This window comes from Luteolibacter sp. LG18, from assembly GCF_036322585.1.
In the GTDB taxonomy this organism is placed as follows: Bacteria; Verrucomicrobiota; Verrucomicrobiia; order Verrucomicrobiales; family Akkermansiaceae; genus Luteolibacter.
In genome coordinates this window covers 5,392,756-5,415,866 of record NZ_AP024600.1, presented here as the reverse complement: position 1 = coordinate 5,415,866, position 23,111 = coordinate 5,392,756, and the positions used below count along the sequence as shown (strand labels likewise).

Below are 23,111 nucleotides of genomic sequence, written 5' to 3'. Positions count from 1 at the left end.
GGTTAGAACCCGACCGGTTGCAGGGTTTCCAGAAAGTTCCGCAGAATCGGCGCCAGCACCTCGTCATCGAGGGTCGCTTGGTAAACGGCGTGCAGGGCTTCATCCGGATGGTCCGGCGAATGGCAACCGTGGCAATCCGCGTAGGAAAAGACCCCCACCGGCGCGTGCTCCAGCGCGCTGCGCCACTCCAGCGGGAGGCGGTCGAGCTGTTCCCGCGTGCGTGGCAGCACGCCGAACAGGCGCATGTTCCCGGAGGAGACCTCATCCAGCCATTGGATCCGGGTGGAAAAATCGGCCGGGCCGCGTCCGGGCAGGGTGCGGCCGTTGTGGAGGTGGAAGGTGCCGGTCGGGCGCACTTCGCCATCGAACCGGCGTGCCAGCTTGCGGGCCAGCCGCCGCTCGCTCCAGCCCGGTTGGTTCCGGCGGTCCGCGGGGCGCAGGCTGGCACCGAGGTGCTGCTCCACCAGGTCCAGCCGAGCGCGGTTCCGGCGGTTGAGCAGCAGGTTGCCATCCAGATGGCAGTCATCGAGCGCCGTCATCGGGCCCAGGAACGAGTGGGCGGCGATCTGGGACCTCACCACCACGTTCGCGCCGGAGAGCATCGATCCGGAGCCGATCGCGGCATGCGGGCCGATTTCGCAGCCGGGGCCGATGAACACGTCATCCCCGATGAAATACGGTGGATATAGTATCGCGTCCGGATGGATCCGGCACGAGCGGCCGATGCAGAGCAGGTCGCCCGCTGGATCGGCCCGCAGCTGGTCGAGCCATTCCTTTTCCAGCGCCGCGGCCAGGTCCAGCAGCTCCCAGCCGTCCGCCGGGGTCCGGCGCTCCGCCCGCGAGCCGGGGAGGGTGTCCACCACCACCGCCTGTGCCGGGGGAGTGGCGCCGGATCCGAGCGTGACGACCTCGAGCGGGAGCGGCCACAGCGTGGCCTCCTTCACCGCCCTGCGGATGTCCGCCGGACGATCGATGACGTGGATCCGCACGGAGGCGTGGCCCGCGTTGACGGCGTGGTCGAACCAATGGCAGAGCAGGCTCTGGTCTCCGATCTCCCACAGGGCGAAGGGCAGGGGATGGCGGCGGACCGTGTCCAGCGCGGCCCAATCGGGCAGGAAAAGGTCCAGCGGTCCGGAGGTGGTGGAGGGCGGTGTCATTTCGGTCAATAGGCTCCGCTTCCAAACAGAACCGCAGGCACGGTTTTGAGCAGGATCTTCAGGTCCATCCACGCCGACGCGGAGCGGATGTACTGGAGGTCGAGGCGCACCTGGCCTTCGAAATCGATCTCCGCGCGCCCCCCGATCTGCCACAGGCAGGTGATGCCGGGCTTCACGCGCAGCCGCCGGAGGTGGATGGCGCGGTACGCGGCGACCTCCCGAGGCACGGGCGGGCGCGGGCCCACCAGTGACATGTCTCCCTTCAGCACGTTGTAGAACTGGGGGAATTCATCCACGGAAAGTTTCCGGATCCATTTCCCGATCCGGGTGATCCGCGGGTCGTCCTTCATCTTGAAGGTGACCCCGGCCTGGCCGTGCTGGTTCTCCGTCAGCAACTGGTCCTTCAGCTTGTCGGCGTTCGGCACCATCGAGCGGAATTTCCACATGCCGAACAGGCGGCCGCCTTCGCCAACGCGCTTCTGCTGGAAGAACACCGGTCCGCGGTCCTCGAGTTTGATGAGAAGCGCCGTCACCGCGAAGATTGGCGAGAAGCCGACAAGGGCACCCGCGGCACCCGCGATGTCGATCGCCCGCTTCGCCGCGCGGGTCGCTCCGGTGGTGACCCGCCACATCTTCATTTTGCGGCGGGCCGTGCGCTGCCACTGCTCCACCGTGCCGTCGTTCATGGCGCGGCTCCAGTAAGCAGCAGGGTTTTCATGAAGGGTCGGATGCTGCATGGGATGAACAGGCCGGTGTTTAGATTTCTAGTCTATTTGATTGTCCTTGGGAAGTCTGTATCATTAATGTCTTCGTAAAAAGGATCTTAACAAATCAAACGGCTGGGAGGAAAATCGGGATGAGCTTTGAATTGGAACGAGATGGCAATCTGGTGCTTCGGATCAAGGAATCCGCGCTCGACCGGGCGCTTGCTCCGGGGTTCCGGACATTCGCCGCGGGCGCGCTGGTCGAGGATGACCAACGCGTGGTGATCGATTGTTCCGCCGTGGAGTTCATCGACAGCTCGGGAGTCGGCGCGCTGCTGCACGTGAACAATCTCCTGCCCGAGGAGAAACGTCCGGTGATCCTGCGCGGCATCACCCCGGCGGTGTTGACCGTCCTGGAGCTTGTTAGAGTCCACCGGTTTTTCGAGATCGAGCCATTGACCTGAGCCACTCCATGGCCACGTTCCGCTGCTACTTCGAAGGGGATCATCCGGGTCTGGTGAAGCGGATCGAGGAGCACTTCCGCAGGATGGAAGCGGTGTGGGCGGAGATCGCGGGGAAGGCGACCGGACTGGCGCTCGGTGGCGGCTACGGCCGCGGTGAGGGCGGGGTGCTGGAGACTGCGGGTGGTGGTCCCGGGTTGTTCAACGATTTCGATTACTTCTTGTTCACCGATCACCCGGATGATCCCGCGGTGATCGCTTGGGCGCGCGCCAGGGAGCGTGAGGAGACCGCGGCGCTGGGGGTGGATGTGGAGATCAAGACTCTCCCTCCATCCGATGTGGAGCGCGGGATGGATACCATGATGTTCGCGGACCTTGTGGCCGGAAATGTGCCTGTGGCGGGGGATTGCGGGTTCTTGAGCCGTCTCGCGGCGGGCGTGGATTTCCGCAGGATCGGTGCGGATGACGCCGCGCGCCTGCTCTGGAACCGCGGCAGCGGTCTCTACTTCGCCCGCGGCAGGATGACGACGGATCCCGCGTTCGTGATCCGCAACCACGCGAAACTGAAACTCGCGCTGGGTGACGCGCTGCTGTGCCTGGATGGGGCCTACGTCCCTTGGTGCCGGGAGCGTGGTGAGCGTGTGGCGGCGGCCTCGCAGCCTGTCGCCGTGCCCGAGCTGCCCGCTTGGCATGCCGAGGCGGTGGAGTTCAAATTCCGGCCGTTCACCCAGGCCCCGGATCGAGCGCACCTTGAGGCCGAGTCCCGCCGCCTCGCCACGGCGTGGCTGGAGGTTTTTCTAACAGTCGAGGCGCGCCGCCTCGGATGCGCCATTCCCGATCTGGAATCGTATCGCGCCCTGCCCGTCGTGGTGCCTGCCTCCCCGTGGTGGCGGAATGCCGCGCTGGCGGCGCGGGACCGGCTGAAGCGGGGGGCGTTCCTCAGGCCATGGCGGGACTACCCCCGCGGCGCCCTGATGCGTGCCTTGCCGTGTTTGTTGGAACTCGGTGGCTCCTCCGAGATGGACGCGGGGAGCTTCCTGCCCGTGCCCGCCGGCGGGGAAGGGTGGCAGGGGGCTTACGCCCGGTGGTGGCAATACTACAGTTGAATTCCTGTGAAAAAGACATGTCTCATGATTCTGCCCTACGTGCCTTGGCCGCTGCGCCGCGGGACATATCAGCGGGTATATCATCTGGCCGAGCAGATCGGGCGGCAATATGGGATGGATCTCTTCTGCCTGTCCTCCGAGGAAGAGGATGCCTCGCATCTGCCTCGGTTCGGGAACTTCTGCACGCGGGTCGAGTTCGTGCCCTTCGAGCATCCGCCGTGGGCTCCGTTCTGGACGAAGCGGCTCTGGGATCCCGTGCCCGTCACGGTCAGCCACTGGTGGTCCGAGCGGGTGCTGGAGGCCCTGCGCGGGTTTACCTGCGGGAAGGAATACGATTTCATCTGGTTCTGCGACCTGGTGATGTGGCCCTACGTGCGCGAGGTCTTTCCGGACCACCCCGCGCGGATCATGGACCGCAGCCGCGTGGATTGGCTGTTCCAGACCGAGGAGCTCAATACCCTGGATCTATCGTTCCTGGAGCGACTGAAGCGGAAGGAGAACCTCTCGAAGATCACCCGGCTCGAACGGGAGGTTTGGGATGAGCTGGCGCTGACCGTCGTGTGCGGTCCGGATGACAAGACCTTCCTCGTGGAAAAGGGCGGGCCGGCCGGGCGGATCGAGGTGCTCGCGAACGGGGCGAACGTGGCCTACTTCAACGCGGACGAATGGCCTCCCGCGCCCACCGGGCCGCCCTCCGCCCTGTTCTGCGGAGCTCTCGACTACACGCCGAACACCGATGGCCTGGCTTGGTACTTCGAGCACATCCACGGCCTGGTGCTGAGGGAGGTGCCGGACTTCCGCGTCATTCTTGTCGGGAAGAGCCCGATCCCGCGTGTCGTGGAATACGGCTCCCTGCCCGGGGTGGAGTTCGTGGGGGAGGTGCCGGACGTGCGCCCGTTTTACCAGAAGGCCTGGCTCCAGATGGTGCCGCTCCGGATCGGCGGTGGCACCCGCCTGAAGATCGCGGAAGGGCTCGCGATGGCGAACCCCGTCGTCTCCACCACGCTCGGCGCGCAGGGGCTGAACCTCGTCCACGAGCGCGAGCTCCTGCTGGGGGATACCCCGGAGGCTTTCGCCGCGGCGATCGTGCGCTACCTGCGGGATCCGGAGCTGCGCCAGCGTCACGGGCGGGCCGGACGCGACACCATCCTATCCACCTACACCTGGGAAGCCCTCGGCCGGTCGATCGGCCGCCGGATCGATTCCCTCGCATCACCCGCACTGCCATGAAACCAGAACCGCCGATTGTCGTTCTCCTGGGGCTTCCATTCCACGATCTCACCTTGGAGGAGTCCCTCGGCGAATGCCGGGAGATGATGCAGGCCAGCCCGCCGTCCTACCTGGTCACCGCGAATGTCGATTTCACCACCCAAGCCAGCGAGGATCCCGACCTGCGGAAGATCGTGTTCTACGCCGACCGGGTCGTGTGTGATGGCATGCCTCTGGTATGGCTCTCGAAATGGCTCGGCTCTCCCCTGCGCGAGCGGGTGGCCGGATCGGACATGGTGCCGCGGCTGCTGGAAATCTGTGCCAGTGACGCGAGGTCCGTCTATTTCTTCGGATCCGATCTCAAGACCCTGCAGGAGGCTGCCAAGATCGCGGAATCGATCTATCCCGGGTTGAAGGTGGTCGGCTGCGAGGCTCCTCCCATGGGAGCGGTCGTGGAGTGGGACAACGAGGGGATCTGCGCCCGGATGAAGGCCAGCGGTGCCTCCCTGCTGCTCGTCTGCCTGGGATGCCCGAAACAGGAGAGGTGGATCTTCGCCCACCACCGGGACACCGGCATCCCGCTCAGCATCGGCGTGGGGGCGAGCCTCGACTTCATCACCGGAAAGCAGAAGCGTGCGCCAAAGTGGATGCAGCGCGTCGGGCTCGAGTGGTTCTGGCGGATGGCGGGCAATCCCAAGCGGCTCGTTTCCCGGTATGCGAACGACTTCCACTTCCTGGCGGGGGCCGCCCTCCGTCAGGCCATGCTGTCCGCTAAGCGGGACAAGATCGATGTTTCCCGCATGCCGGCGGTGGCGCGGACGGCGTCCAATGTCATCCGCCTGAGCTGGGTCGGAGCCTTGGAAAAGGGAAGCTACGAGGGGGCCGCCGTGCCGGATCAGGTGGATCGTCCCGTGCTGCTGGATGCTTCCGCCGTGTCCTTCATGGACAGCGGTGGCCTCGGCCGCCTCGCCCTGCTGCTGCGCCGCTGCCGTGCCTCCGGGCAGGAGCTGTTCCTGGTAGCGGCATCCGGGTTCGTGCGTCATGCCCTCGCCGCGGGCAAGCTGGACACCATGCTTACCATCGTCCCGGATGAATCCACCGCCTTGGAGACCATCGGGAAAACCGCGGTTTGCACCCGGACCTCGGTGGACGGAGGCATTGCGCGGGTCGCGTTCGATCATCCGCTGGATGCCATGCACCTCGACGAGATCACCTCGGCGCTGGAGGACGCGGAATCGCGGGCGGGCAAGTCGCTGGTGGTGGATTTCTCCGCCGTGCCCTTCATCGACAGCCGCGCGGTGGGCGTCCTGATCCGCTACCACAAGAAGATGCTCGCCAAGGGCGGCGCGCTTTATCTGGACCGCGTGAGTGGCGAGGTGAGCCAGATTCTCAAACTGCTGCGGCTCGATGCGATCCTTGAAAAATGGGAGGCGGCGGCATGAAGGTGCTCCTCTCGGCCGGGATGATCCAAGGCGGGCGATCCGGAGTCGGGCGGTACGTGATCTGCTTGGCGGAGGCCCTTGCCTCCGGTCATCCGGAGATCGAACTGCACGTCGCCGGGTTGGAACAGGACCGCCGCTGCTTTCCCTTCATTCCGGACACTCGTTGGGTTTCCATACCCGCCCGCTTCGGTGGTGGGGCGCTCAACCTGCTGTGGCACCAGGTGTGCCTGCCGAAACTGCTCCGCCGGGAGCGCGTGGACGTCGTCCACATCCCCAGCTACCGCCGGATGCTGGCGTTCTCCCCGGTTCGGCAAGTGGCGACGATCCATGACTGCGCACCGTTCATTCTCCGGGAGAAATACGATTTTCTGCGCGGCGTATTTGGGCGCATGCTGGTGCCCTGGATCGCGCGCCGGGTGCCTCGTATCCTCGCGGTGAGCGACACCACCAGGGACGCCATCGTCCGTTTCATGGCCGTGCCGCCGGAGCGGGTGGTGACGGTGTACAATGGCATCGACCATGGTGCCTTCCGGCCCCAGTCCGCGGAAGCGGTGGAGGTCTTCCGGAAACGCATGAACCTGACCCGGCCCTTTTTCCTCTATGTGGCCCGGCTCGAACATCCGGCGAAAAACCACGTGCGTCTGATCGAGGCGTTCGGCCGGTTGGTGGCGGCGGGGGAATTCGATGGCGAACTGATCCTGCCCGGTGCCCGGTGGCATGGCGCGGAGGTCGTCGAGGCAGCCGTGGCCGCGAGTCCCGCGCGGGAACGCATCCGGCTGGAAGGATTCGTGGACAACCGGGACCTGCCACTCTGGTATGCCGCGGCGGAGGCGCTGGTGTTTCCCTCCCTCATGGAGGGCTTCGGGCTGCCGCTGCTGGAAGCCCAGGCCTGCGGGACACGGGTGGCATCCGCGGACTCCACCAGCCTGCCGGAGGTGATCGGTCCTGCCGGTCTGCTGTTCGATGGCCTGGATGCCGCTTCGATCCGCGCCGCGTTGGTGCGCCTCGCCACCATGGCTCCCGAGGAGCGCGCCCGCCGCGAGCGGGAGGGGGCCGCCTGGGCGGGGAGATTCACCTGGCAAGCTCACGCCCGGGATGCCGTCGCCAATTATCACCTGGCTGTGGAGGGCACCCGGTCCTGATTCCAACCCGACGATCCCATGGCCGAGTGGAAGAGAAGATTCTGGTCGAACACCGCCAGCAGCTACGCCGGGGTGGTGGTGCGCATGCTCACGGGGCTGGTGCTGTTCCGCACCATGTTCCAGACGTTCGACCAGGCCGAGTTCGGGTTCTGGTCGCTTCTTTGGTCGTTGTTCGGCTACGGCATCCTCCTTGATTTCGGCTTCGGTTTCACGGCCCAGAAGGCGGTGGCGGAGAAGAACGCCACCGGAGACATCGCCGGGCTCAGCCGCTTGCTGGCCACGATCTTCTGGACCTTTGTCATTCTGGGCATCGTCATGATGGTGACGCTGCTGGCCTGCAAGGAGCCGTTCCTGCGCGGCGTGGATGTCGCCGCCGCGCATCACGACCGGTTTGCCAGGGCCTACACCGTCTTCTTCGTGGGCATGGCGGTGATGTTTCCGCTCGGGGTGTTTCCGGAGATCCTGCGGGGACTCCAGCGGATCGACCTGGCGAACTGGATCAGCCTGGGAAGCACGCTGCTGAACTTCGCGGCCTTGAGCTGGGGGCTCCACGCCGGGTGGGATTTCAGCGTGCTGATGGGCATCAGCGTGGCGACCAGCGCCCTGCCGAACCTGGGGGCGGTGGTCATGGCCTTCCGGCGGCTTCCGGGACTCTCGCTCTCGCCCCGCCTTTTCGAATGGCGGACGGTGCGCGCGCAGATGGGGTTTTCGGTGGCGGCTTACCTCATCACATTCAGCAATCTCGTGATGTCGAAGAGCGACCAACTCGTGCTTTCGCTCGTCGTCGGCGTGGGCGCGGTGGCCGTCTATCAGGCCGGATACAAGATGGCGGAGATGCTCAATCTCTTCAGCGTGCAATTGCAGGCCGCGCTTTCCCCCGCCGCCGCCGACCTGAAGGCGCGCGGGGATTCGGATGGATTGCGGGAACTGCTGCTGCGGAGCTCGCGCCTGACCTTCCTGCTGGTCACTCCCGCCTACGCCCTTTCCGCCGTGTACCTGGAGCCGCTGATCCGGGTGCTCACCGGCATGAAGGAAGTGCCGCATGAGACGTGGTGCATCGGGCAGGTGCTGCTGCTGGCCATCTACAGCTCCCAGCTCACCAACAGCTGCTCGAAGCGCATGCTGATGATGTGCGGGGATGAGAAGATCCTGCTGCTCATTTCCATCGGGGACGCGTTCGTGAACCTTGTTCTGAGCATCATACTGGCTTGGAAGTGGGGGGTGCTCGGGGTGGCGGTGGGGACGATGATCCCGACCGTGGCATTCGGCTGGCTGGCGGTGATTCCTCTAACACTCCGGCGTCTCTCGCTGGGCTTATGGAGATATGTGGCGGAGCATTTCCATGGCACGGCTCTTCCGCTCGGAGGATTCGGCGTGGTGCTCGCGTGTCTCGCGGTTTTCGTGCCGTTTCCCGCGGGGGGAGGGTTTTTCCAGCTGGCGTGGCGCGGTGCGGTGGCCGGAGTGCCCTTGGTCGCGCTTGGGATGAAAACACTGAAGTCGATTACGCGATGATCTATGTTCGGAGGTCACGTGATCACGTGAAGAGTTGATATTGAAGGGGGGCGGTGAAGGTGCTCAAATTCGGCCATGAGAATAGCACTGCTTGCCGTTCCGTTCATGTTTGCCGCTGTCTCCCCCGCAGTCGCCGAAAGCAGTGAGGGTGGAGCCATTGATTCCCGATCCGACGCCAGCCCGGTGCAGTCCGCGGCCCGTCCCTACAGCTTGGATATCGCCGAACCGGTGCAATTGGCCGGCTCGGACAGCCGCGCCGCGGATTTTCAGGCGAACGTCCTGCCCGGTTTCCTGAAGATCATGAACGAGCGCCTCACCGAGGCCCGTTCCGCCGGGGATGTATCCGCCATGCAATTGGACCCCTCCAAGATGACGCTCAAGTACGACGCCAACGTGAGGGCTTACTTCGTGGGTGAAGGCGCCGGATACCGCAATACCCTGGGATTTTCCACCGCCGGCAGCGGGGTGAAGGGCAGCGATGCCGAGCTGGTCTTTCCGGATGCCTCCAGCAATTCGGGATACGGCGGTTCGGGAGCTGCGAAGCGTACCTCCAGCGCGCCGCTGCTGGCCGGGGATTTCGTGGATCTCGGCACCCTCTCAGCGGGATCGAACCTGGATTTCTTTCTCATCGCGAACGGGGCTGCCGGTGGCCGCGAGGTCTTCTCGACCCAGCGGAGTGCGAATCGTGACGGCCTCGTGCACTCCGTGAGTCTCGCGCCGGATGGCTCGGCCTTCCTCCTGATCGGATTCGAGGACCTGTACGGAGGTGGTGACCGGGATTACAACGACGTGGTTTTCGCCGTGGAAATCGGGCACGCCAACGTGGCCAGCCTGGCCGCGCCGGAGCCCTCGCTGGCGCTCGGCAGCATGATCGCCGGAGCCTCGATTCTCTGCGGCTACCGCCGCCGCTGGCGGGTGGCCTGAAAAGCTTGGGCCGCTTGCATGGACATGCGGGTGGCCCCTGGAAACCTCCCTGCCCTGGGTCAGGGGCGGGAGGTTTCCAGTCCCGCTGGAGCCGGGGATTTCGCCGGCCGCCTGAGCGCCGCCACCGGTCGTTCGATGAAGCGGTGGATGAGCCAGGACACGAACACGGATGCGGTGAACGCCAAGGTGCCCTGGAACGCTGGGTGCCAGCCAGGCACCGTCTTCCACACGGCCACCAGGATCGTGAAATGGACGAGATAGAGCGGATAGGTCAGTGCTCCGGACGCGGCCACGGGCTTCCAGTTGAAGATCGCGAAAGGCAGGCTTTTCGGAAACCGGATGGCGGCCACGAATACCGGGATCAGGGCAATCCCCTGCAAGGTATAGCGGAAGGTTTCCCGGAACTGCGGATGGCGGTAGACCAGCGAAAACAGGAGCACCGCCAGTCCGGCCGGCAGCAGCAGGCCTCTCCACAAACGGTCCGATCCCAGCGGGGGATCGAGGATCGGATTGCCATACACGGCCAGCGCGCAGCCGAAGAGCAGGCTGTCCAGCCGGCAATCCGTGGCGTAGAACGTGCGGTGCTCGTCCACGTGGTGGCCGAGCACCAGATGGCACCGCCAGGCGAGAACGAGGAGGCACCCGGTTAGGAAAATACCCGCTTGGGCCGCGGGCTTCACCCGGGCCTTCATCATCAGCAGCAGATAGAGCAGCGGGAACGCCAGATAGAAGTGCTCCTCCACCGCCAGCGACCAGTAAACCCCGCTGCCTGCGGGCATTCCCTCCGGTCCGTGGAAGATCAGCTGGTAGTTCGCCAGATGCAGCAGTTGGGAAAGGAGCGGAACCGGCTGGAGGGTGCCCGGCAGCAGTCCTGCCAGCGTGGCCGCGGAGGAGAGGGCGAGCACGGTGTAGAACGCTGGCCAGATCCGCGTGATCCGGCGCAGGTAGAATCCACGCAGGGAGATGGAGGAGGTCCGGTGATACTCGCGCCGGAGCAGGGTGGTGATCAGGAAGCCGCTGAGGAAAAAGAAAATGGTCACGCCGAATCCCCCCGGGACGATCCGTTCGAGCCCGGCGTGGGAAAAAAACACGATCAGGAAGGCGAGGGTCCGGATGCCGTCGAGGGATGGTATGTGGAAGGCTTTGGATTCCATGGCGGGATATGGCACCGGTGGGCCGGGATGGAAACAAGATGAGGGAAAGATCGTGCCGGATCAACCGTCCTTTGATCTTCCTCCGGTCATCGCACCACGTTGCTGACGCGGACTTCATCCATGTCCGCGTCGATGTTGCCCAGCGTCAGCGTCCAGGCGTTGGTGCGCGTGTTGTTCGGCGGGGAAGTCACGGTCGAGACCAGCACGTTGTTGATCCAGCAGTTGTAGGTCGAGTTCGCGTCGCGGGTGATCCGGAGCAACTGCCAGGTGCCGGGTGTCACCGCTCCCTGCCATTGGGCGGAGGAGAGGATCGTGGCGGAACCGGTCCGGACCAGCGGCACACCCGGGCTGTTCCATTTGTTGTCCACCACCTCGAGGCTGCTGTCCCACTGCTGGTAGAGGGAGATCACCGGGTAGTTTCCCACCGACCAGGCCTTGTAGGCGCGGGGGTAGATCCAGGCCTCCAGCGTCAGCGGCGTGGTGGACGAGCCGGGGGAAACGGCGGAGTCCGGGAGCGTGGCGGTGAGGGCGTCTCCCAGGCCGGAAAAGCGGACGACCTCGCCGCACGGGGCGGCCATCCAGCCGGTGTTGGTGGAGACGCGCTGGGTGTTTCCTGCAGGGGTGAGATGGTAGCCGGAATTACTGGAGTCCTGGTAGTTTCCGTTGAAATGATAGAGTGCCAGCGTGTTCGCGTCGGACGTGAATTCGGTGCCGCCGTTCGCCGCACGGGTGGAGAAGGTGGCCGCCGCCCGGACGCGGCGGCCATCGGGCAGGGCGGCTTCCGCCTCGATCGTGTGGGAGCCCACGGCTACCGGCGTGAAGGTCCACGAGGAGCCACCGATCCATGGCTCCTGATCGCTGCTCTCCCAAGTCACCCGTGCCTCGCTCAAGTCCACGCCCGGGCAGGAAAGGGTGACGGCGAGCGGCTGTCCCACCGGCAGGTAGCCGGACGGCAGGACCAGCGATGCCGCCGCGCTGCTCCACGCGGACCCGGCCGCAGGCGTGGGGGCCGCCCACGAGGACAGGCCCGCCAGAGCGCGCGCCAACTGGGGGCAGACGAACTCGGTGGTCGTGTTGTAGGTGTCCGCCCACCGGTCATAGTAGGGATAAGGGGCGGTGGCGGCTCCATCCGGAGGGTAGGTGAGGTTGGAGAGATCGTAGCCGTAGTTTCCCAAGTAAGCGAAACCGGTCTGGATATTGCCCACCGGGAGGCCGGTGGGCGGCAGTGTCCGCCAGTCGTTCTGGGCATACTGGTGGACGATCTCGCGCTGCTGCCGCTGGCCCGCTCCGGCGAGGTAGGAGATGTTCACCGGATTGCAACCGAGCTCGTAGTTGATGTTGGACATCGCCGCCTCGGCATTCCCTGCCTGCGGGCTGATCTGTTGGCCCGCGGCCAGGTCGAATGCCCGGTCGCTGGAGAAGTACCAGCCCGCGGTGCGCTGGCGTTTCGACTCGAGCTCGAAGGAGCTTCCATATGCGCACTTCGATGCCCGGTCGCGGGCGTCCGCGGCGGCGGCGGTGATTTCCGCTTCGCACTTCGCCAGGTATGAGGGATCCATCTCCGCGGTGGTCCGGCGGCCCGAGCGGACGGCGAAGGCGTAGGTCCGCGCGGCGCAGCCGTAGCCCTCGAACAACCGCCACCACCCCCAGCGGCGGGTGGCGGGTGAGGAGGGATCGTACCACGCCAGCAGCTTCGTATGGCAGGTGGTATTGCCCGTCGCCGCGAACATCGCCGCCGCCGCCCATGCCAGCTCGTCATCGTGCATGAACACGTCCCCGTAGTGGGTGATCTTCTGGTAGCTGCCATCCTTGCCATAGGTGGCGATCGCGCTGAGCAGGAAATTCCAGCCCGCCGTCGCCTTCTGGAGATACAGGGTGGCTTCCGCCGGATACTGCTGGCGGAACAGCGGCGAGGAGCCGATCTCGGCCAGCGCGCCCACGGCTGCTGCCGTGGCGGAGGTGTTTTTCGGCCATACGACCTGTGGATCACCGTTCTGGGGGAGGATGTTGCTCTCGTATTTCCGGTCCCGGGGATAGACGAGGAAGAAGAAGCCGCCGTCATCGTCCTGCATTTTCGCCAGAAAATCGGCCTCCACCTTCGCCTCCTGCAGGAGGTCGCTTTTGCCATCGCTGCTTTCCGGGATTCCCAGGTTGTCCAGCGTGCCCACGTCGGGCAGGGAGTCCGCGGCGAAGACGAGGTGGTGGATCAACTGGGCGGAATTGATCGTGTACTTGCTGTAGTCCCCGGCATCATGATGGCCTCCGGAAACGTCGAGGGGGCCGGTGCGGACGAAGGGGTAGAGCTGGGCCGCCTGGTTGGCCAGACGCGGGGCGGTGTGGCGCGGATTGTTCGCGTAATCGTTGTTCCCGGCGGCGATGAAGCTCCAGGTGTTGGCGAAGGATGACTGCGGGACCGGAACACTGGCGGGCGCGGTGTGGCAGGCCGGGTGGGTGTGACGGCTGAAGGGCAGATCCACCGCCTGACCGCAGCGCTGCTGGTAGAGGCCGGTGGCATAGGTCCGGGTGAAGTTCATCAGGAGCCCGTCACCGATGCGGAAGGGCAGCGAGGTTCCCAGCCCGGGAACCATCACCCGGTAAACGCCTGGTGCCGTGAACGGGCTAAAGTCCGCGAGCTTCACCTGCTGGTAAGGGGCGGGCGTGTAGAGGTAGCCTGTGTCCGGCCGCGCTGCCAGCGGTCCGGTGAAGACCGTTTGGTCCGCCGTGTCGACCAACGAGAACGTCGTTGCCGGGACCGGTAGTTCCCCGGCGTTTCCCAAGAAGTAGCCGACCCGTGCCTGCTTGGGCGCATCCGTGCCATATCCCTCCTGGTTGACATGGATCGCCGGGCTGCGCCGCAGAAGGGTGGCGGGGATCTCATAGGAAACCATTCCGGCACCTTCCCAACCATTGGTGCTGAGAGTGATCACGGCTCCGTCCGGAACAGGGGAGGAGAGCGAGATGTAGAGCCGGTTGTCGATCCGCAGGTCGCGGATTGCCAAGGGGGCGTAAAGCGGCCGCCGCCGGAAGGAAAGGACGTTGGCAGGTTGTACGACGCCTGCCACCCGCACTTCGAATCCCGTGGGCGGGGTGAAGGTGCCGTTCGTGGCGATGAAATTCCACGAGTCCGGCGGCCCGCCTTGCGGCTGGGTATTGATCCGGCCCAACTCGATCAGATCGGGAGCCAGCAGCCGGGCCGCGTTCAAACCGGGCAGTGGCAGTTCCCCGGCCAGCCCGTCAATGGCGTCGAATGCATCCGACCCATGGCAAAGCGCGGAGATGGCCACCGCCAGCGCAGGGAAGCAGAAAAGCGGATGAAACAATCCTCTCTTCATGGGAGTCGCGACAATACCGCGATTCCGCAGGTCGTCGAGATCTATTGGATTTGCTTCAATGCATCCCTTCCAGTATCAATGAAGTTATAGAGCTGGATGTATTTTGATCATGTTGACCATCGGTCACCTGCGGGCCATCCTGGGAGTCAGGGCGGCAGAAAAATGATGCTCTTGTCGAGGTGAAGCACCACTCATGGACTATCTCATTTTCGTTACATCGCTGTTGCTGGTAGCAGCCTCGTGCGCGCTGGTGCTGTTGCGCCGCGGCGGCAAGGGGAGGGGGGGGATGGCAGTGGCGCTAGGGCTGGTGGCGCTTGCCTTGCCCGGGTGGCTGGGCCTCGTGGATTTCGCGTTCGGCACTGGTATGCCGATGCCGCTGGTGAAATGGGCGGCGGGCACGCTGATGGTGGTGGCCTTCGGGGTTTTCCAATTGATCGCTCCGGGACTCTGGGAGAGCCCAAGAAAATGGATGCTGTGGGTTCCGCCGTTGATTCTCACTACCGCCGCGGTGGTTGCGGGTGCTCGGGATGACGCGCGGGCATGGGGACTCGTGCCGATGGCATTCGGCGCGATCGGGGGAGGATGGGCTTTGGCCTCCGCACTGGGGATGGCCCGCGGCACCCGGTGGTGCATGGGCGTGGCGCTTGGGGTGGTGGCATTGGTCCAGTTACTTCCGGATGCGGTCGATGGCGCCCTTGGGATTGGTGCCGCGAACGCGGCGGTTCCGAAGCTTTGGATGGACGTTGCCCTCTGGACGGGTCTTGGTGCCGCGGCCTTCGTCGCGTGGAGCGTCTGGTGTATATTGGTGCGCCGGATGGGGGAGCGGTCACCGCGTCGTTCCGGCCTGAGTTTCCGGCTGGTGGCGGTGGCGGTGGGGCTGTCGCTGGCTTATGGTGCCGTTCTGTCCTATTGGCTGGGAAATCTGGCGCTGGACGAGAAGCGGACGGCATTGCTCAAGACCATGCGGCTGGGTGCTCTCGGTTTGGATGACGCCGAGATCGAGACGCTCAAGGGAACCGCTGCCGAGGTCACCACGGATACATTTCGCTCGCAGCATGCCCAGCTCGGGAATCTCGCGGATGCCCTGCCGCAAACGCGCTTTGTCTATTTGGTGGGGCAGCGGAATGGCCATATCGTGTTCCTGGTGGATGCCGAGGATCCCGCGTCCCCGGATTTTTCCCCTCCCGGCATGCTCTACGAATACCAGCCGCAGAAGTGGAGGGAGGCCTTGGAGGGAAAGGAGCACTTTGGCGGTCCGGATGCGGACCCATGGGGCGTTTGGTTCACCGCGATCCTGCCGATCAAGTCTCCGGCGAGTGGTAAGATCGTGGCGGCGCTGGGGGTGGACTATCCCGCCAGCCAGTGGCTCCAGCCGATCGCTGCCCGGCGTCTCGCGGCGATGGGCGTGACTCTGATGGTGGTCTTCCTCCTTCTGGCACTGCTGGCTTTTGCCCTGATCGCCTCCGAGAAGGACGGGCGGGTCGATCAGTTGTCCGCGAACCTCTCCGATGCGCTGGCGGCCGCGGACATGGACATCTGGGAATGGATCGTGAGCGAGGGGACCGTGGTGACGGGATCCCGGATGGCGGCGGCGATCGGAGGTCATCGACCGGGAAACCGGATTCCGTTCCTTCGGATCTGGCGCAGCATTCACCCGGCGGAGCGCTACGCCGTGCGTCAGTTGTTTCGCCAATCCCGCTCCGGGCGTGACTTCCATGAGGTGGAGATCCGTCTCGCGATCTCCGGCGGGGAGTATGTGTGGTATTCAGTACGGGGCCGGGTGGTGAAATCGGATGCGCGCGGGCATGGGCGGCGGCTGACCGGCACGATTCTGAACATCGACTCTAAGCATCGCGCCCGGCTCGAAATCGAGAAGCAGCGGCGTTTCGCTTCAAAGGTGATGGAGGCGGTGCCGGTCGGCGTTGCGGCAGTGGATATCGAGGGGGTCATCAGCTACGCGAATTCCGCGTTTGGGGGCTTGGCCAGTCTTTTGCCTGGAGCCTTGGTCGGTAAATTCATTCGGGAACTCATCCCCGGATTCGCGGAGTTGGACCCCGGTGGCACGGAGATCCCCTTTGCCGGAGAGGGATGTGGTTCCCCGGTGATTGTTCGGGCCTCCAAAACCGACCTGCGGGAGGCCGGGGAATGGATCGGCTCCATCGTGTCGCTGGTGGATCTGACTTCGGTTCGTCGGACCGAGCAGGAACTCAGGTCGAGTCGCGAGGAGGCGGCCCGGTTGGCGTTGGTGGCGACCTCCACCGACAACACCGTGGTCCTCGCGGATTCCCAAGGCCGGGTGGAGTGGGTGAATGAGAGCTTTTCCCGAGCCAGCGGCTACGAACGGGAGGAGGTGGTGGGACTTCCCCTGGCCGGTCTCCTTCAGGGGCGGGACTCGGATCCCCGGACTGCCGCCATGATGGAGGAGCGGATCGCTGCTGGAGCCGGGTTCGAGTGTGAAATCATGAACTACGCGAAGGGCGGGCGCCCCTTCATCGCGGCGATCGAGTGCCAGACGCTGGCGGATGCGTCCGGGCATTTGGCCGGTTTTGCTGCCATCGGGCGGGACGTCACGCGCTCCCGCCGCTCGGCCCGGTTGCTGGAGGCGGTGGCCGCGGTTTCGACCACCTTGCTGTCCTCGGTCCAAATCGGAGAGGCGCTCTGGAGGCCGGTATTGGAGCGTCTCGTGCGGGCCACCGGTACCGGCTGCGGCTACTTGTGCCAGTTCATTCGGCCGGAGGGCGGGGGCAAGGTGATCCGGATCGCGGAATGGCAGGCCAGCTGGAATGGTCTGGAAACGCCCCCGGTAGGCACCCAGAAGGCCCTGTTGGCGGAGCATGACCTCGCTGCCTGGCTGGAACTCCTGTCCCGCGGCTCGGAGATCGAGGGGGTGGCCGCCTCGTTCCCCGACTCCCAGCGCCGTGTGCTGGAAGCCCGTGGGGTTCATTCGATCATCCTCCTGCCCGTGTTCGCCGGCGGGGAGTTGTGGGGAGTGCTGGGGCTGGATTCCTACGATCCCCATCGTACGTGGGAGGACTGGGAAATCGCCCTCCTCAAGTCCGCGGCCGCGAACGTGGGGCTGCGCCTGGCCGCCGAACATGAATCGGACGTCCTGCGCACGACCCGTGACCAGGCGCGGAAGGCCGCCGCCGAGGCGGACCGCGCGAACCGGGCGAAAACCACTTTCCTCGCGACCATGAGCCATGAGATCCGGACTCCGCTGAACGCGGTGATCGGGATGGCATCCTTGCTGGAGACCACGCCGCTCTCGTCCTCCCAGCGGGAGCAGGCCGAGACGATCCTGCACTCCAGCCATTTCCTTCTGGAGCTGATCAATGACATTCTGGACTACTCGCGGATCGAGAGCGGGAAGATCGAACTCGATCACGCTCCCTTTGTCCTAATGGACATTTGCCAGGGAGCATTCGACGTAGTCAAGGGCAGCGCCAGGGACAAGATGGTGGAGGCCGTCTGTGAGATTGATCCCGCTCTTCCGCCCGCCTTCCGAGGGGATGGAGCCCGGTTGAGACAGATCCTGGTCAACCTGCTGGGCAATGCCTTCAAGTTCACCAGCAAGGGCCATGTGACCCTCGCGGTCCGGGGACGACCGGCGAAGGACGGTGCATGGAACCTGGATTTCGAGGTGTCGGACTCCGGCATCGGCATCGCTCCCGAGGCGATCGAACGGCTGTTCAAACCGTTCACGCAGGAAGACTCGTCCACCACCCGGCGCTTCGGAGGCTCCGGCCTCGGCCTGGCGATTTGCAAGCGGCTCGTCGATCTCATGGACGGGGATATCTCGGTGTCCAGCACCCAGGGGGCCGGCTCCACGTTTCATGTCTCGGTGATCCTCCCGGTCGAGCGCGAGCAGGTGGTTTCGAAGTCCCGCGTCTACAGACTGCCGGATGGTTGGCGACCGCGGACGTTGATCGTGGATGACAACGACGTGAACCGCCGGATACTGCGGGAGATCCTCGCCCGGCTCGGCATCTTCTGCACGGAGGCCGCGGGTGCCGGCGAGGCGGTGGAACGGTGGAATGGAGCGGGGCCCTTCGAGGTCGCCATCCTGGACTACCATATGCCGGATGCGAACGGGTCCGAGACGGTGAAACGGCTTCGCGCGCTGCCGGGTGCGGAGAGTTGCAAGTTCCTCCTGATCGGTTCGGAGAATCCGTATCGTCCCGAGGTCCGGGAGTTGTTCGATGGGGTCGTATCCAAGCCGATCTGGCCGGCCTCGGTCGAGTCACTGCTCGCGGGGATCTCCGGATCGGGCGGGCTGGCACCCGGGGCAGGGCCTGCCAGGCCTGCCGCCGGTCTCCATGGCATGAAGGTGCTGGTGGCCGAAGATAATCGAAACAACCAGAAGGTGCTCCGCATGTTGCTTCGCCAGCTCGGTATCGATCCGGACATCGTGGAGAACGGTGAATTGGCGGTTCAGGCGGCGAGGGAGCGCCCCTATGACGCCATCCTCATGGACGTGCAGATGCCGGTCATGGACGGCCTTGAGGCCGCGAGGATTCTCTCTGGGGATCCGCCACCGGGCCGGCTGTGCATCATCGCTCTCACGGCGAATGCTTTCCGCGAGGACCGCGAGGCCGCGCTCGAGGCGGGAATGGACCACTATCTGTCAAAACCAGTGACCCTTGATGCCTTGCAGGCCGCTCTCTCGTCGGCGAGGTATGAAGGACACCCTTGCTAATATCATGAACAATCCCGTTTCAGACCGATTCAGCCCCCTGCTGGATGAAAAGCAGTTGAAGGTATTCGAAGACATCGGAATCGATCAGATCAGGGATCTGGTGGAGGAGATGCTCGCGGATACACCCTCGATGATCCAGCGGGTCGTGGATGCCTTGGTGGCTGGCGATCCGGAGCGGGGAAGATCCGTGGTGCATGAGATGAGGGGAATGTTTCTCAACTTCGGCTGCACCACTATCGCGGGCCGGATCGGTGAGCTGGAGATCGAATGGCCGGATGTCGGCACCGATCCCGCACCGATCATCGATGGCATCCACGAATGCTGGGACCGGACGGCCGAGGAGCTGACCCGCTGGATGGATGCAGCCCATCCGTGATGACAGGATGAGTGGAAGGGGATGAACAAGATACGATCGATATGCGATCCAGATTGATTCGCGTCGCGGGGATTTCCGTTCTGGTGGCGGTGCTTGCCGCCACCGGTCTTTTCGTCTGGCGCCGTTCCGTCCTGCAGCGCCATCAGGCGGAGGCGGGGCAGGTGATCGACGGCATGTTGGAGACGAAGGACTTTGTCAGCGCCCGGGCCTTGCTGCGGTCCATCGGGGATGAGGGCAAGCGGACCGAGCTCGAACACCGCATCCGCGGCAAGGAGCTGGCCCATGGCCTGGAGGTGCGGGACCCGGACCTGCTTCAGGCTGCCTTGGGGGGGGATGGGGCCACGTGGCTGGACGCGAGGGAACGCGAGCGTGCCGCGCTGATATTGGCTCGTCATGCGCTTCAGGCAAAGGAGCCCGGCAATTATGAGAAACTGGTCTCCGCGTGGAAGGACGCCGGAGCTATGCCCAACCAATGGTATCTGCTGGAGGAGGATCGGCTGATTGGAGAGGGCCACCGCGACGAGGCGATGCAATGGCTGGGCGGCCGGAAACTGGAAGGTTCCGACGATGCCTATCGTTTGGCGCGGCTGGCCCTGCTCCAGGCGAAGGAGCCTGCCAGCGCCTGGCGGGCGATCGAGGAGGGACTCAAGGCGGACCCGCGGAACGGGGATCTGCTGGCCTTCCGCGGCCAGTTTCTGGAGCTCCTCGGAAAGCCGGAGGAAGCGCGCCTGAGCTATGTGGCGGCGGTGCTGGCGGAGCCGGGCAATCCGCTTCACCACGAGGCGCTCGCGAATTTCTACCGCCGCATGGGTCGGCTTGGCGAGGCCGTGGAGACCTGGCGGGATGCTGCGGACAAGACCGGTCTCGGTGTCTATGGATTCAAGGCCTGGTTCTGGGAGAAGGTCTCCGGTGAGCGGCCCGTGCGGAAGCCCGCGGAATGCCGGCAGCTGGGCTGGCATGAGGTGATGGATGCGATTGGCAGGGTTCCGGCGGGAGACTTTTCCAGCGTGGAGCTCGAAGGGGCGCTGGCCCGGTTGCCCGGGAAACAGAAGCGCCCCGAGGGCGCGTGGCTGGCTTTCTTGCAAACGCTCAAGTCCGGCAATGGAGCGAAGATGACCGATGCGGTCGAGAAGGGTGTGGGACCGGAGGCGCGCGCGCTGTGGCCGGAGCTGGCCGAGCGGCTGGCCGCGTGCGTGATGGCTTCCCAGGGAAAGGACCCGCGTCTGGCGGTGGTTTCCGCAGAGAAGATCCGGCCGACGGGGGCGGAGCATGAATTCGCCGGGAAGTTCCGGGCCTGGATGGCCCACGCGTCCTCCGATGCGGAGGATAAGGCGTTCGAGGGATTGCTGGCGCGTCCGGACTCGGCCATCGGTGCCTTGCTTGCCTCCGGTTGGCCGGGGGCGGCTCTGGACCTGGCGGGTGCCGGGGCCTTCGCGCCAGCGCCAGCGCCTCCGGAGTGGCTGGTTTTCGGCTACGCGAAGGCCCTTCAACAGCGCGATGGAGCTGCTGTGGCCCGAAGCTGGCTGGAGCGGATCCCGGCCCGCGGCGAGGCGAGCGAACTGCTGCTCGGTGAGCTGCTGCTCGCGGATCACCAGCAGGAGGCGGGATTGCAGGTGCTCACCCGGATCGCCGGAGGTGGTGGCCCGCATGCGGGCCGGGCGCGTTGGACGCTGGCCCTCCAGGCTTTGGAGAAAGGGGATGCTCCGGCCGTCCGCAAGGCGGTGGAGTCCGATCCCGAACTGGCCTCCGGTGCACGCGGCGGCGAGCTGCTGGCGCGAGCGGCCCTGCTGGAGGACAAGAGGGCCGAGGCCGAGGCCATCTATCGCAGGATCAGCGGGGAATCCGCCGATGCCATGATCTATCTGGCCAAGGAGGCTTTCTCCGCCCGTCGCTACGACGAAGCGGAGTCCCTCACCCGCCAGTTGGTCGATCGCTTCCCGGAGGAGCCCGGCTTCAGGCAGAACCTCCGGAAAATCCAAGAGGCACGGGGAAAGGGGGCGCCGTGAGCCACCGTTCGTCGGTCTGGGCTGGCGGGCTGGCATTGGCCGGACTCGCCGCGGCGATTTGGCTGCGGGACCGCCAGTGGATGCTGGCTCCCGCGGACACCCTGCCGCTGATGCTCGGGCTGCCATTGATGGCGTTCCTCGGGCAACCGTGGTGCATCTCGGAGGTGCCGCGGCCGGTGGCCGCGTGGAGATGGTTGGTGGGAGGGGGGCTGTTGGGTTTCGGTTGGACCACGGCGATGCTGACGTCCATGGCGGCGGGTTGGGCCGTGCTCGCGGGATGTTGGATGGAGCGTGGATTCGTTCCCACCCATGGCAAGCAGCGGTTGGTGTGGATCGGCCTGCTGTCCTTTCCATGGCTGGTGATCGACTGGCCGGGGATCGGCTGGGCCTATCGGCTTTCCGGCGCGGCCTTCGTCGAGCAGGTGTTCTCGGTTCTGGCGATGCCGGTGTCCAGGGACGGCGTGACCCTTGAGGTCGTCGGGATGCCGGTGGAGGTCCAGGCTGCCTGTGCGGGATGGAATCTGCTCCAGTTGTGCTTGCTCACCGGGCTCGCGTCCGGTGCCGTGGATCTACGGCGCACGTCGAGGTTTGGCATCCTGTTAGGGGCCTTGCCGCTGGTCGCGTGGCTGGCGAATTCGGTCCGGATCTTCCTGCTGGCGGTGGCCGGGTTGTCCTGGGGAGCTGGTGTGGCCTCCGGTCCGCTGCACACGCCCATTGCCCTGCTGGTGCTTCTCTTGGTGCTGGTGTCCACGCGGGGATTCGCCGCTGTCCTTGAACCGAAGACCGTGGTTCGTAGATACGTGACATGAAGGATTCTCCGATCACCAGCACCGGTTCCGGATTTCTGCCGCTCGCGGTCCTCGCGCTTGTGGCGTGGCGGGCTGTGCCGGGACTGGTGGAAGCATGGCGCACGGATGTGTATTCCCGCGGCGGTCTGGTGGCGGCGGTGATCTGGATGATCCCGGCGCTTTACCGGATTCGCGGGGACCAGGGGCGCGGCACGGGATTTCAATGGATGTTGCTGGCGCTGGCATTCGGCGTGGCGGGTGCCGTGTCCTCGCTGTGGGTATTCGACCATCTTTCCCTGGCTGCCGCGATCGGCGCGATCGCCCGGCCGCGGCGTTGGCAACTGGCGTGGGCTCCAGCGGCGCTTTCCTGGCTGCCGGCCGCGGGGTGGTTCGTCAGCCGGGTGCTCAAAGGCGGAGTCGCGGGGTGGGAGAGGCCGCTGGTCGCCGCAGCGGGCGTATGCGTCTTCTTTCTCGCCGGCCATCGGAAACCGCTGATGCCATGACGGACCGGGTCAAACGCAGGATCATCTCCGGTGGGCTGCTCATCGCGGTCCTGCTGATGGTCGTCTGGCCGCTCATGCCGCTGGATTCGGCTGGCGCTCGGCTGGCGGCGCTGCCGGAATCCGGCCCGGGCTTCAGCGCCCGGACCATGCCGCTCGGAGATGCGGACAAACAGTTGCTGGGGGATGCCGAGGCCGTGTGCAAGATGATCGCGATGAACGATGGAACACGGCTGGTTTTCACCGTGATCGATGGGACACGGAATCGCCACGCGGTCCACGACCCCACCTATTGCTTCGCCGGTGCGGGCTGGACCACCGAAGCGAAGTCGGCGGTGCCGATGCCCTCCGGGGAGGCCTGCGCGCTGAGTGTGCGGAAAGATGGCCAGACGGCGGAGGCCCTGTGCTTCTACGATGATGGCGTGCGCCAGTATACCTCGCCGCTGGCCTACTGGGCCAGAACCAGCTGGCGGCGTATCACGCTCGGGAAAGGCGGACGGGAACCGGTGCTGGTGGTGTGCCGCACGCTTCCCGGCGAGCGTGTGGATTGGCAGAAGGTCAGGCGGACGGTGCTTCCCGCGATGGGTTTCCATTGAGTTCCC

At 65.3% G+C, this 23,111-nt stretch carries 17 protein-coding genes; 13 read left to right on the top strand and 4 right to left on the bottom strand.

Annotated elements, in window-relative coordinates; translation table 11 throughout:
* Positions 1-2: 2 nt before the first annotated feature.
* Both llg_RS21505 and llg_RS21500 read right to left on the bottom strand, forming a co-directional pair.
* Positions 3-1,157, bottom strand: coding sequence for a hypothetical protein (locus llg_RS21505; RefSeq protein WP_338287122.1), 1,155 nt, complete (start codon positions 1,155-1,157; stop codon positions 3-5).
* A gap of 5 nt (positions 1,158-1,162) precedes the next feature.
* Entirely contained in the window at positions 1,163-1,894 is a 732-nt protein-coding gene (locus tag llg_RS21500; RefSeq protein WP_338287121.1) for a sugar transferase, read from the bottom strand.
* Positions 1,895-2,013: 119 nt separating this feature from the next.
* Between llg_RS21500 and llg_RS21495 the strand changes: the two genes are divergently transcribed.
* From llg_RS21495 to llg_RS21465, 7 genes are all read left to right on the top strand, one after another.
* Positions 2,014-2,325 carry an STAS domain-containing protein gene (locus llg_RS21495; protein ID WP_338287120.1) on the top strand — a complete coding sequence of 104 codons (312 nt, stop codon included), beginning with the start codon at positions 2,014-2,016 and terminating at the stop codon, positions 2,323-2,325.
* Positions 2,326-2,333: 8 nt separating this feature from the next.
* Positions 2,334-3,428, top strand: coding sequence for a hypothetical protein (locus llg_RS21490; protein ID WP_338287119.1), 1,095 nt, complete (start codon positions 2,334-2,336; stop codon positions 3,426-3,428).
* 24 nt (positions 3,429-3,452) lie between these two features.
* Positions 3,453-4,658: a glycosyltransferase family 4 protein gene (locus llg_RS21485; protein WP_338287118.1), complete on the top strand. Its 1,206-nt coding sequence runs from the start codon at positions 3,453-3,455 to the stop codon at positions 4,656-4,658.
* The gene (locus tag llg_RS21480; RefSeq protein WP_338287117.1) at positions 4,655-6,079 is read left to right on the top strand and encodes a WecB/TagA/CpsF family glycosyltransferase; all 1,425 of its coding nucleotides are present in this window, start codon (positions 4,655-4,657) and stop codon (positions 6,077-6,079) included. The genes llg_RS21485 and llg_RS21480 overlap by 4 nt, the downstream gene beginning before the upstream one ends.
* Entirely contained in the window at positions 6,076-7,221 is a 1,146-nt protein-coding gene (locus tag llg_RS21475) for a glycosyltransferase family 1 protein (protein ID WP_338287115.1), read from the top strand. The genes llg_RS21480 and llg_RS21475 overlap by 4 nt, the downstream gene beginning before the upstream one ends.
* Before the next feature lie 18 nt (positions 7,222-7,239).
* The gene (locus llg_RS21470; protein ID WP_338287114.1) at positions 7,240-8,733 is read left to right on the top strand and encodes an oligosaccharide flippase family protein; all 1,494 of its coding nucleotides are present in this window, start codon (positions 7,240-7,242) and stop codon (positions 8,731-8,733) included.
* 105 nt (positions 8,734-8,838) lie between these two features.
* Positions 8,839-9,657, top strand: coding sequence for a DUF4114 domain-containing protein (locus llg_RS21465; RefSeq protein ID WP_338287113.1), 819 nt, complete (start codon positions 8,839-8,841; stop codon positions 9,655-9,657).
* Between the two features lie 59 nt (positions 9,658-9,716).
* On the opposite strand, the gene llg_RS21460 is transcribed toward llg_RS21465, so the two are convergent.
* Both llg_RS21460 and llg_RS21455 read right to left on the bottom strand, forming a co-directional pair.
* Complete coding sequence (locus llg_RS21460; RefSeq protein ID WP_338287112.1) at positions 9,717-10,811, bottom strand: acyltransferase; 1,095 nt, start codon at positions 10,809-10,811, stop codon at positions 9,717-9,719.
* Positions 10,812-10,897: 86 nt separating this feature from the next.
* Entirely contained in the window at positions 10,898-14,143 is a 3,246-nt protein-coding gene (locus llg_RS21455) for a glycoside hydrolase family 9 protein (RefSeq protein ID WP_338287111.1), read from the bottom strand.
* Between the two features lie 193 nt (positions 14,144-14,336).
* Between llg_RS21455 and llg_RS21450 the strand changes: the two genes are divergently transcribed.
* Genes llg_RS21450 through llg_RS21425 form a run of 6 tightly spaced genes read left to right on the top strand, consistent with a single transcriptional unit; the run spans position 14,337 to position 23,105 of the window.
* Positions 14,337-18,839, top strand: coding sequence for a response regulator (locus llg_RS21450; RefSeq protein WP_338287110.1), 4,503 nt, complete (start codon positions 14,337-14,339; stop codon positions 18,837-18,839).
* Complete coding sequence (locus llg_RS21445) at positions 18,820-19,215, top strand: hypothetical protein (RefSeq protein ID WP_338287108.1); 396 nt, start codon at positions 18,820-18,822, stop codon at positions 19,213-19,215. Before llg_RS21450 ends, llg_RS21445 begins: the two co-directional genes overlap by 20 nt.
* Positions 19,216-19,256: 41 nt before the next feature.
* Positions 19,257-21,221 carry a hypothetical protein gene (locus llg_RS21440; RefSeq protein WP_338287107.1) on the top strand — a complete coding sequence of 655 codons (1,965 nt, stop codon included), beginning with the start codon at positions 19,257-19,259 and terminating at the stop codon, positions 21,219-21,221.
* Positions 21,218-22,030 (top strand): archaeosortase/exosortase family protein, encoded by an 813-nt coding sequence (locus tag llg_RS21435; RefSeq protein ID WP_338287106.1) that lies wholly within the window; start codon positions 21,218-21,220, stop codon positions 22,028-22,030. The genes llg_RS21440 and llg_RS21435 overlap by 4 nt, the downstream gene beginning before the upstream one ends.
* Complete coding sequence (locus llg_RS21430; RefSeq protein WP_338287105.1) at positions 22,027-22,512, top strand: hypothetical protein; 486 nt, start codon at positions 22,027-22,029, stop codon at positions 22,510-22,512. Before llg_RS21435 ends, llg_RS21430 begins: the two co-directional genes overlap by 4 nt.
* Positions 22,509-23,105, top strand: coding sequence for a hypothetical protein (locus llg_RS21425; protein ID WP_338287104.1), 597 nt, complete (start codon positions 22,509-22,511; stop codon positions 23,103-23,105). The genes llg_RS21430 and llg_RS21425 overlap by 4 nt, the downstream gene beginning before the upstream one ends.
* The last annotated feature ends 6 nt before the right edge of the window (positions 23,106-23,111 follow it).

What these genes read in the sequence shown, in the direction of transcription:
- llg_RS21460 (WP_338287112.1), bottom strand. Translation starts at nt 10,811, where the DNA reads ATGGAATCCAAAGCCTTCCACATACCATCCCTCGACGGCATCCGGACC.
- llg_RS21465 (WP_338287113.1), top strand. Translation starts at nt 8,839, where the DNA reads ATGTTTGCCGCTGTCTCCCCCGCAGTCGCCGAAAGCAGTGAGGGTGGA.
- llg_RS21505 (WP_338287122.1), bottom strand. Translation starts at nt 1,157, where the DNA reads ATGACACCGCCCTCCACCACCTCCGGACCGCTGGACCTTTTCCTGCCC.
- llg_RS21430 (WP_338287105.1), top strand. Translation starts at nt 22,027, where the DNA reads ATGAAGGATTCTCCGATCACCAGCACCGGTTCCGGATTTCTGCCGCTC.
- llg_RS21480 (WP_338287117.1), top strand. Translation starts at nt 4,655, where the DNA reads ATGAAACCAGAACCGCCGATTGTCGTTCTCCTGGGGCTTCCATTCCAC.
- llg_RS21495 (WP_338287120.1), top strand. Translation starts at nt 2,014, where the DNA reads ATGAGCTTTGAATTGGAACGAGATGGCAATCTGGTGCTTCGGATCAAG.
- llg_RS21490 (WP_338287119.1), top strand. Translation starts at nt 2,334, where the DNA reads ATGGCCACGTTCCGCTGCTACTTCGAAGGGGATCATCCGGGTCTGGTG.
- llg_RS21475 (WP_338287115.1), top strand. Translation starts at nt 6,076, where the DNA reads ATGAAGGTGCTCCTCTCGGCCGGGATGATCCAAGGCGGGCGATCCGGA.
- llg_RS21445 (WP_338287108.1), top strand. Translation starts at nt 18,820, where the DNA reads ATGAAGGACACCCTTGCTAATATCATGAACAATCCCGTTTCAGACCGA.
- llg_RS21455 (WP_338287111.1), bottom strand. Translation starts at nt 14,143, where the DNA reads ATGAAGAGAGGATTGTTTCATCCGCTTTTCTGCTTCCCTGCGCTGGCG.
- llg_RS21485 (WP_338287118.1), top strand. Translation starts at nt 3,453, where the DNA reads ATGATTCTGCCCTACGTGCCTTGGCCGCTGCGCCGCGGGACATATCAG.
- llg_RS21425 (WP_338287104.1), top strand. Translation starts at nt 22,509, where the DNA reads ATGACGGACCGGGTCAAACGCAGGATCATCTCCGGTGGGCTGCTCATC.
- llg_RS21500 (WP_338287121.1), bottom strand. Translation starts at nt 1,894, where the DNA reads ATGCAGCATCCGACCCTTCATGAAAACCCTGCTGCTTACTGGAGCCGC.
- llg_RS21450 (WP_338287110.1), top strand. Translation starts at nt 14,337, where the DNA reads ATGGACTATCTCATTTTCGTTACATCGCTGTTGCTGGTAGCAGCCTCG.
- llg_RS21470 (WP_338287114.1), top strand. Translation starts at nt 7,240, where the DNA reads ATGGCCGAGTGGAAGAGAAGATTCTGGTCGAACACCGCCAGCAGCTAC.
- llg_RS21440 (WP_338287107.1), top strand. Translation starts at nt 19,257, where the DNA reads ATGCGATCCAGATTGATTCGCGTCGCGGGGATTTCCGTTCTGGTGGCG.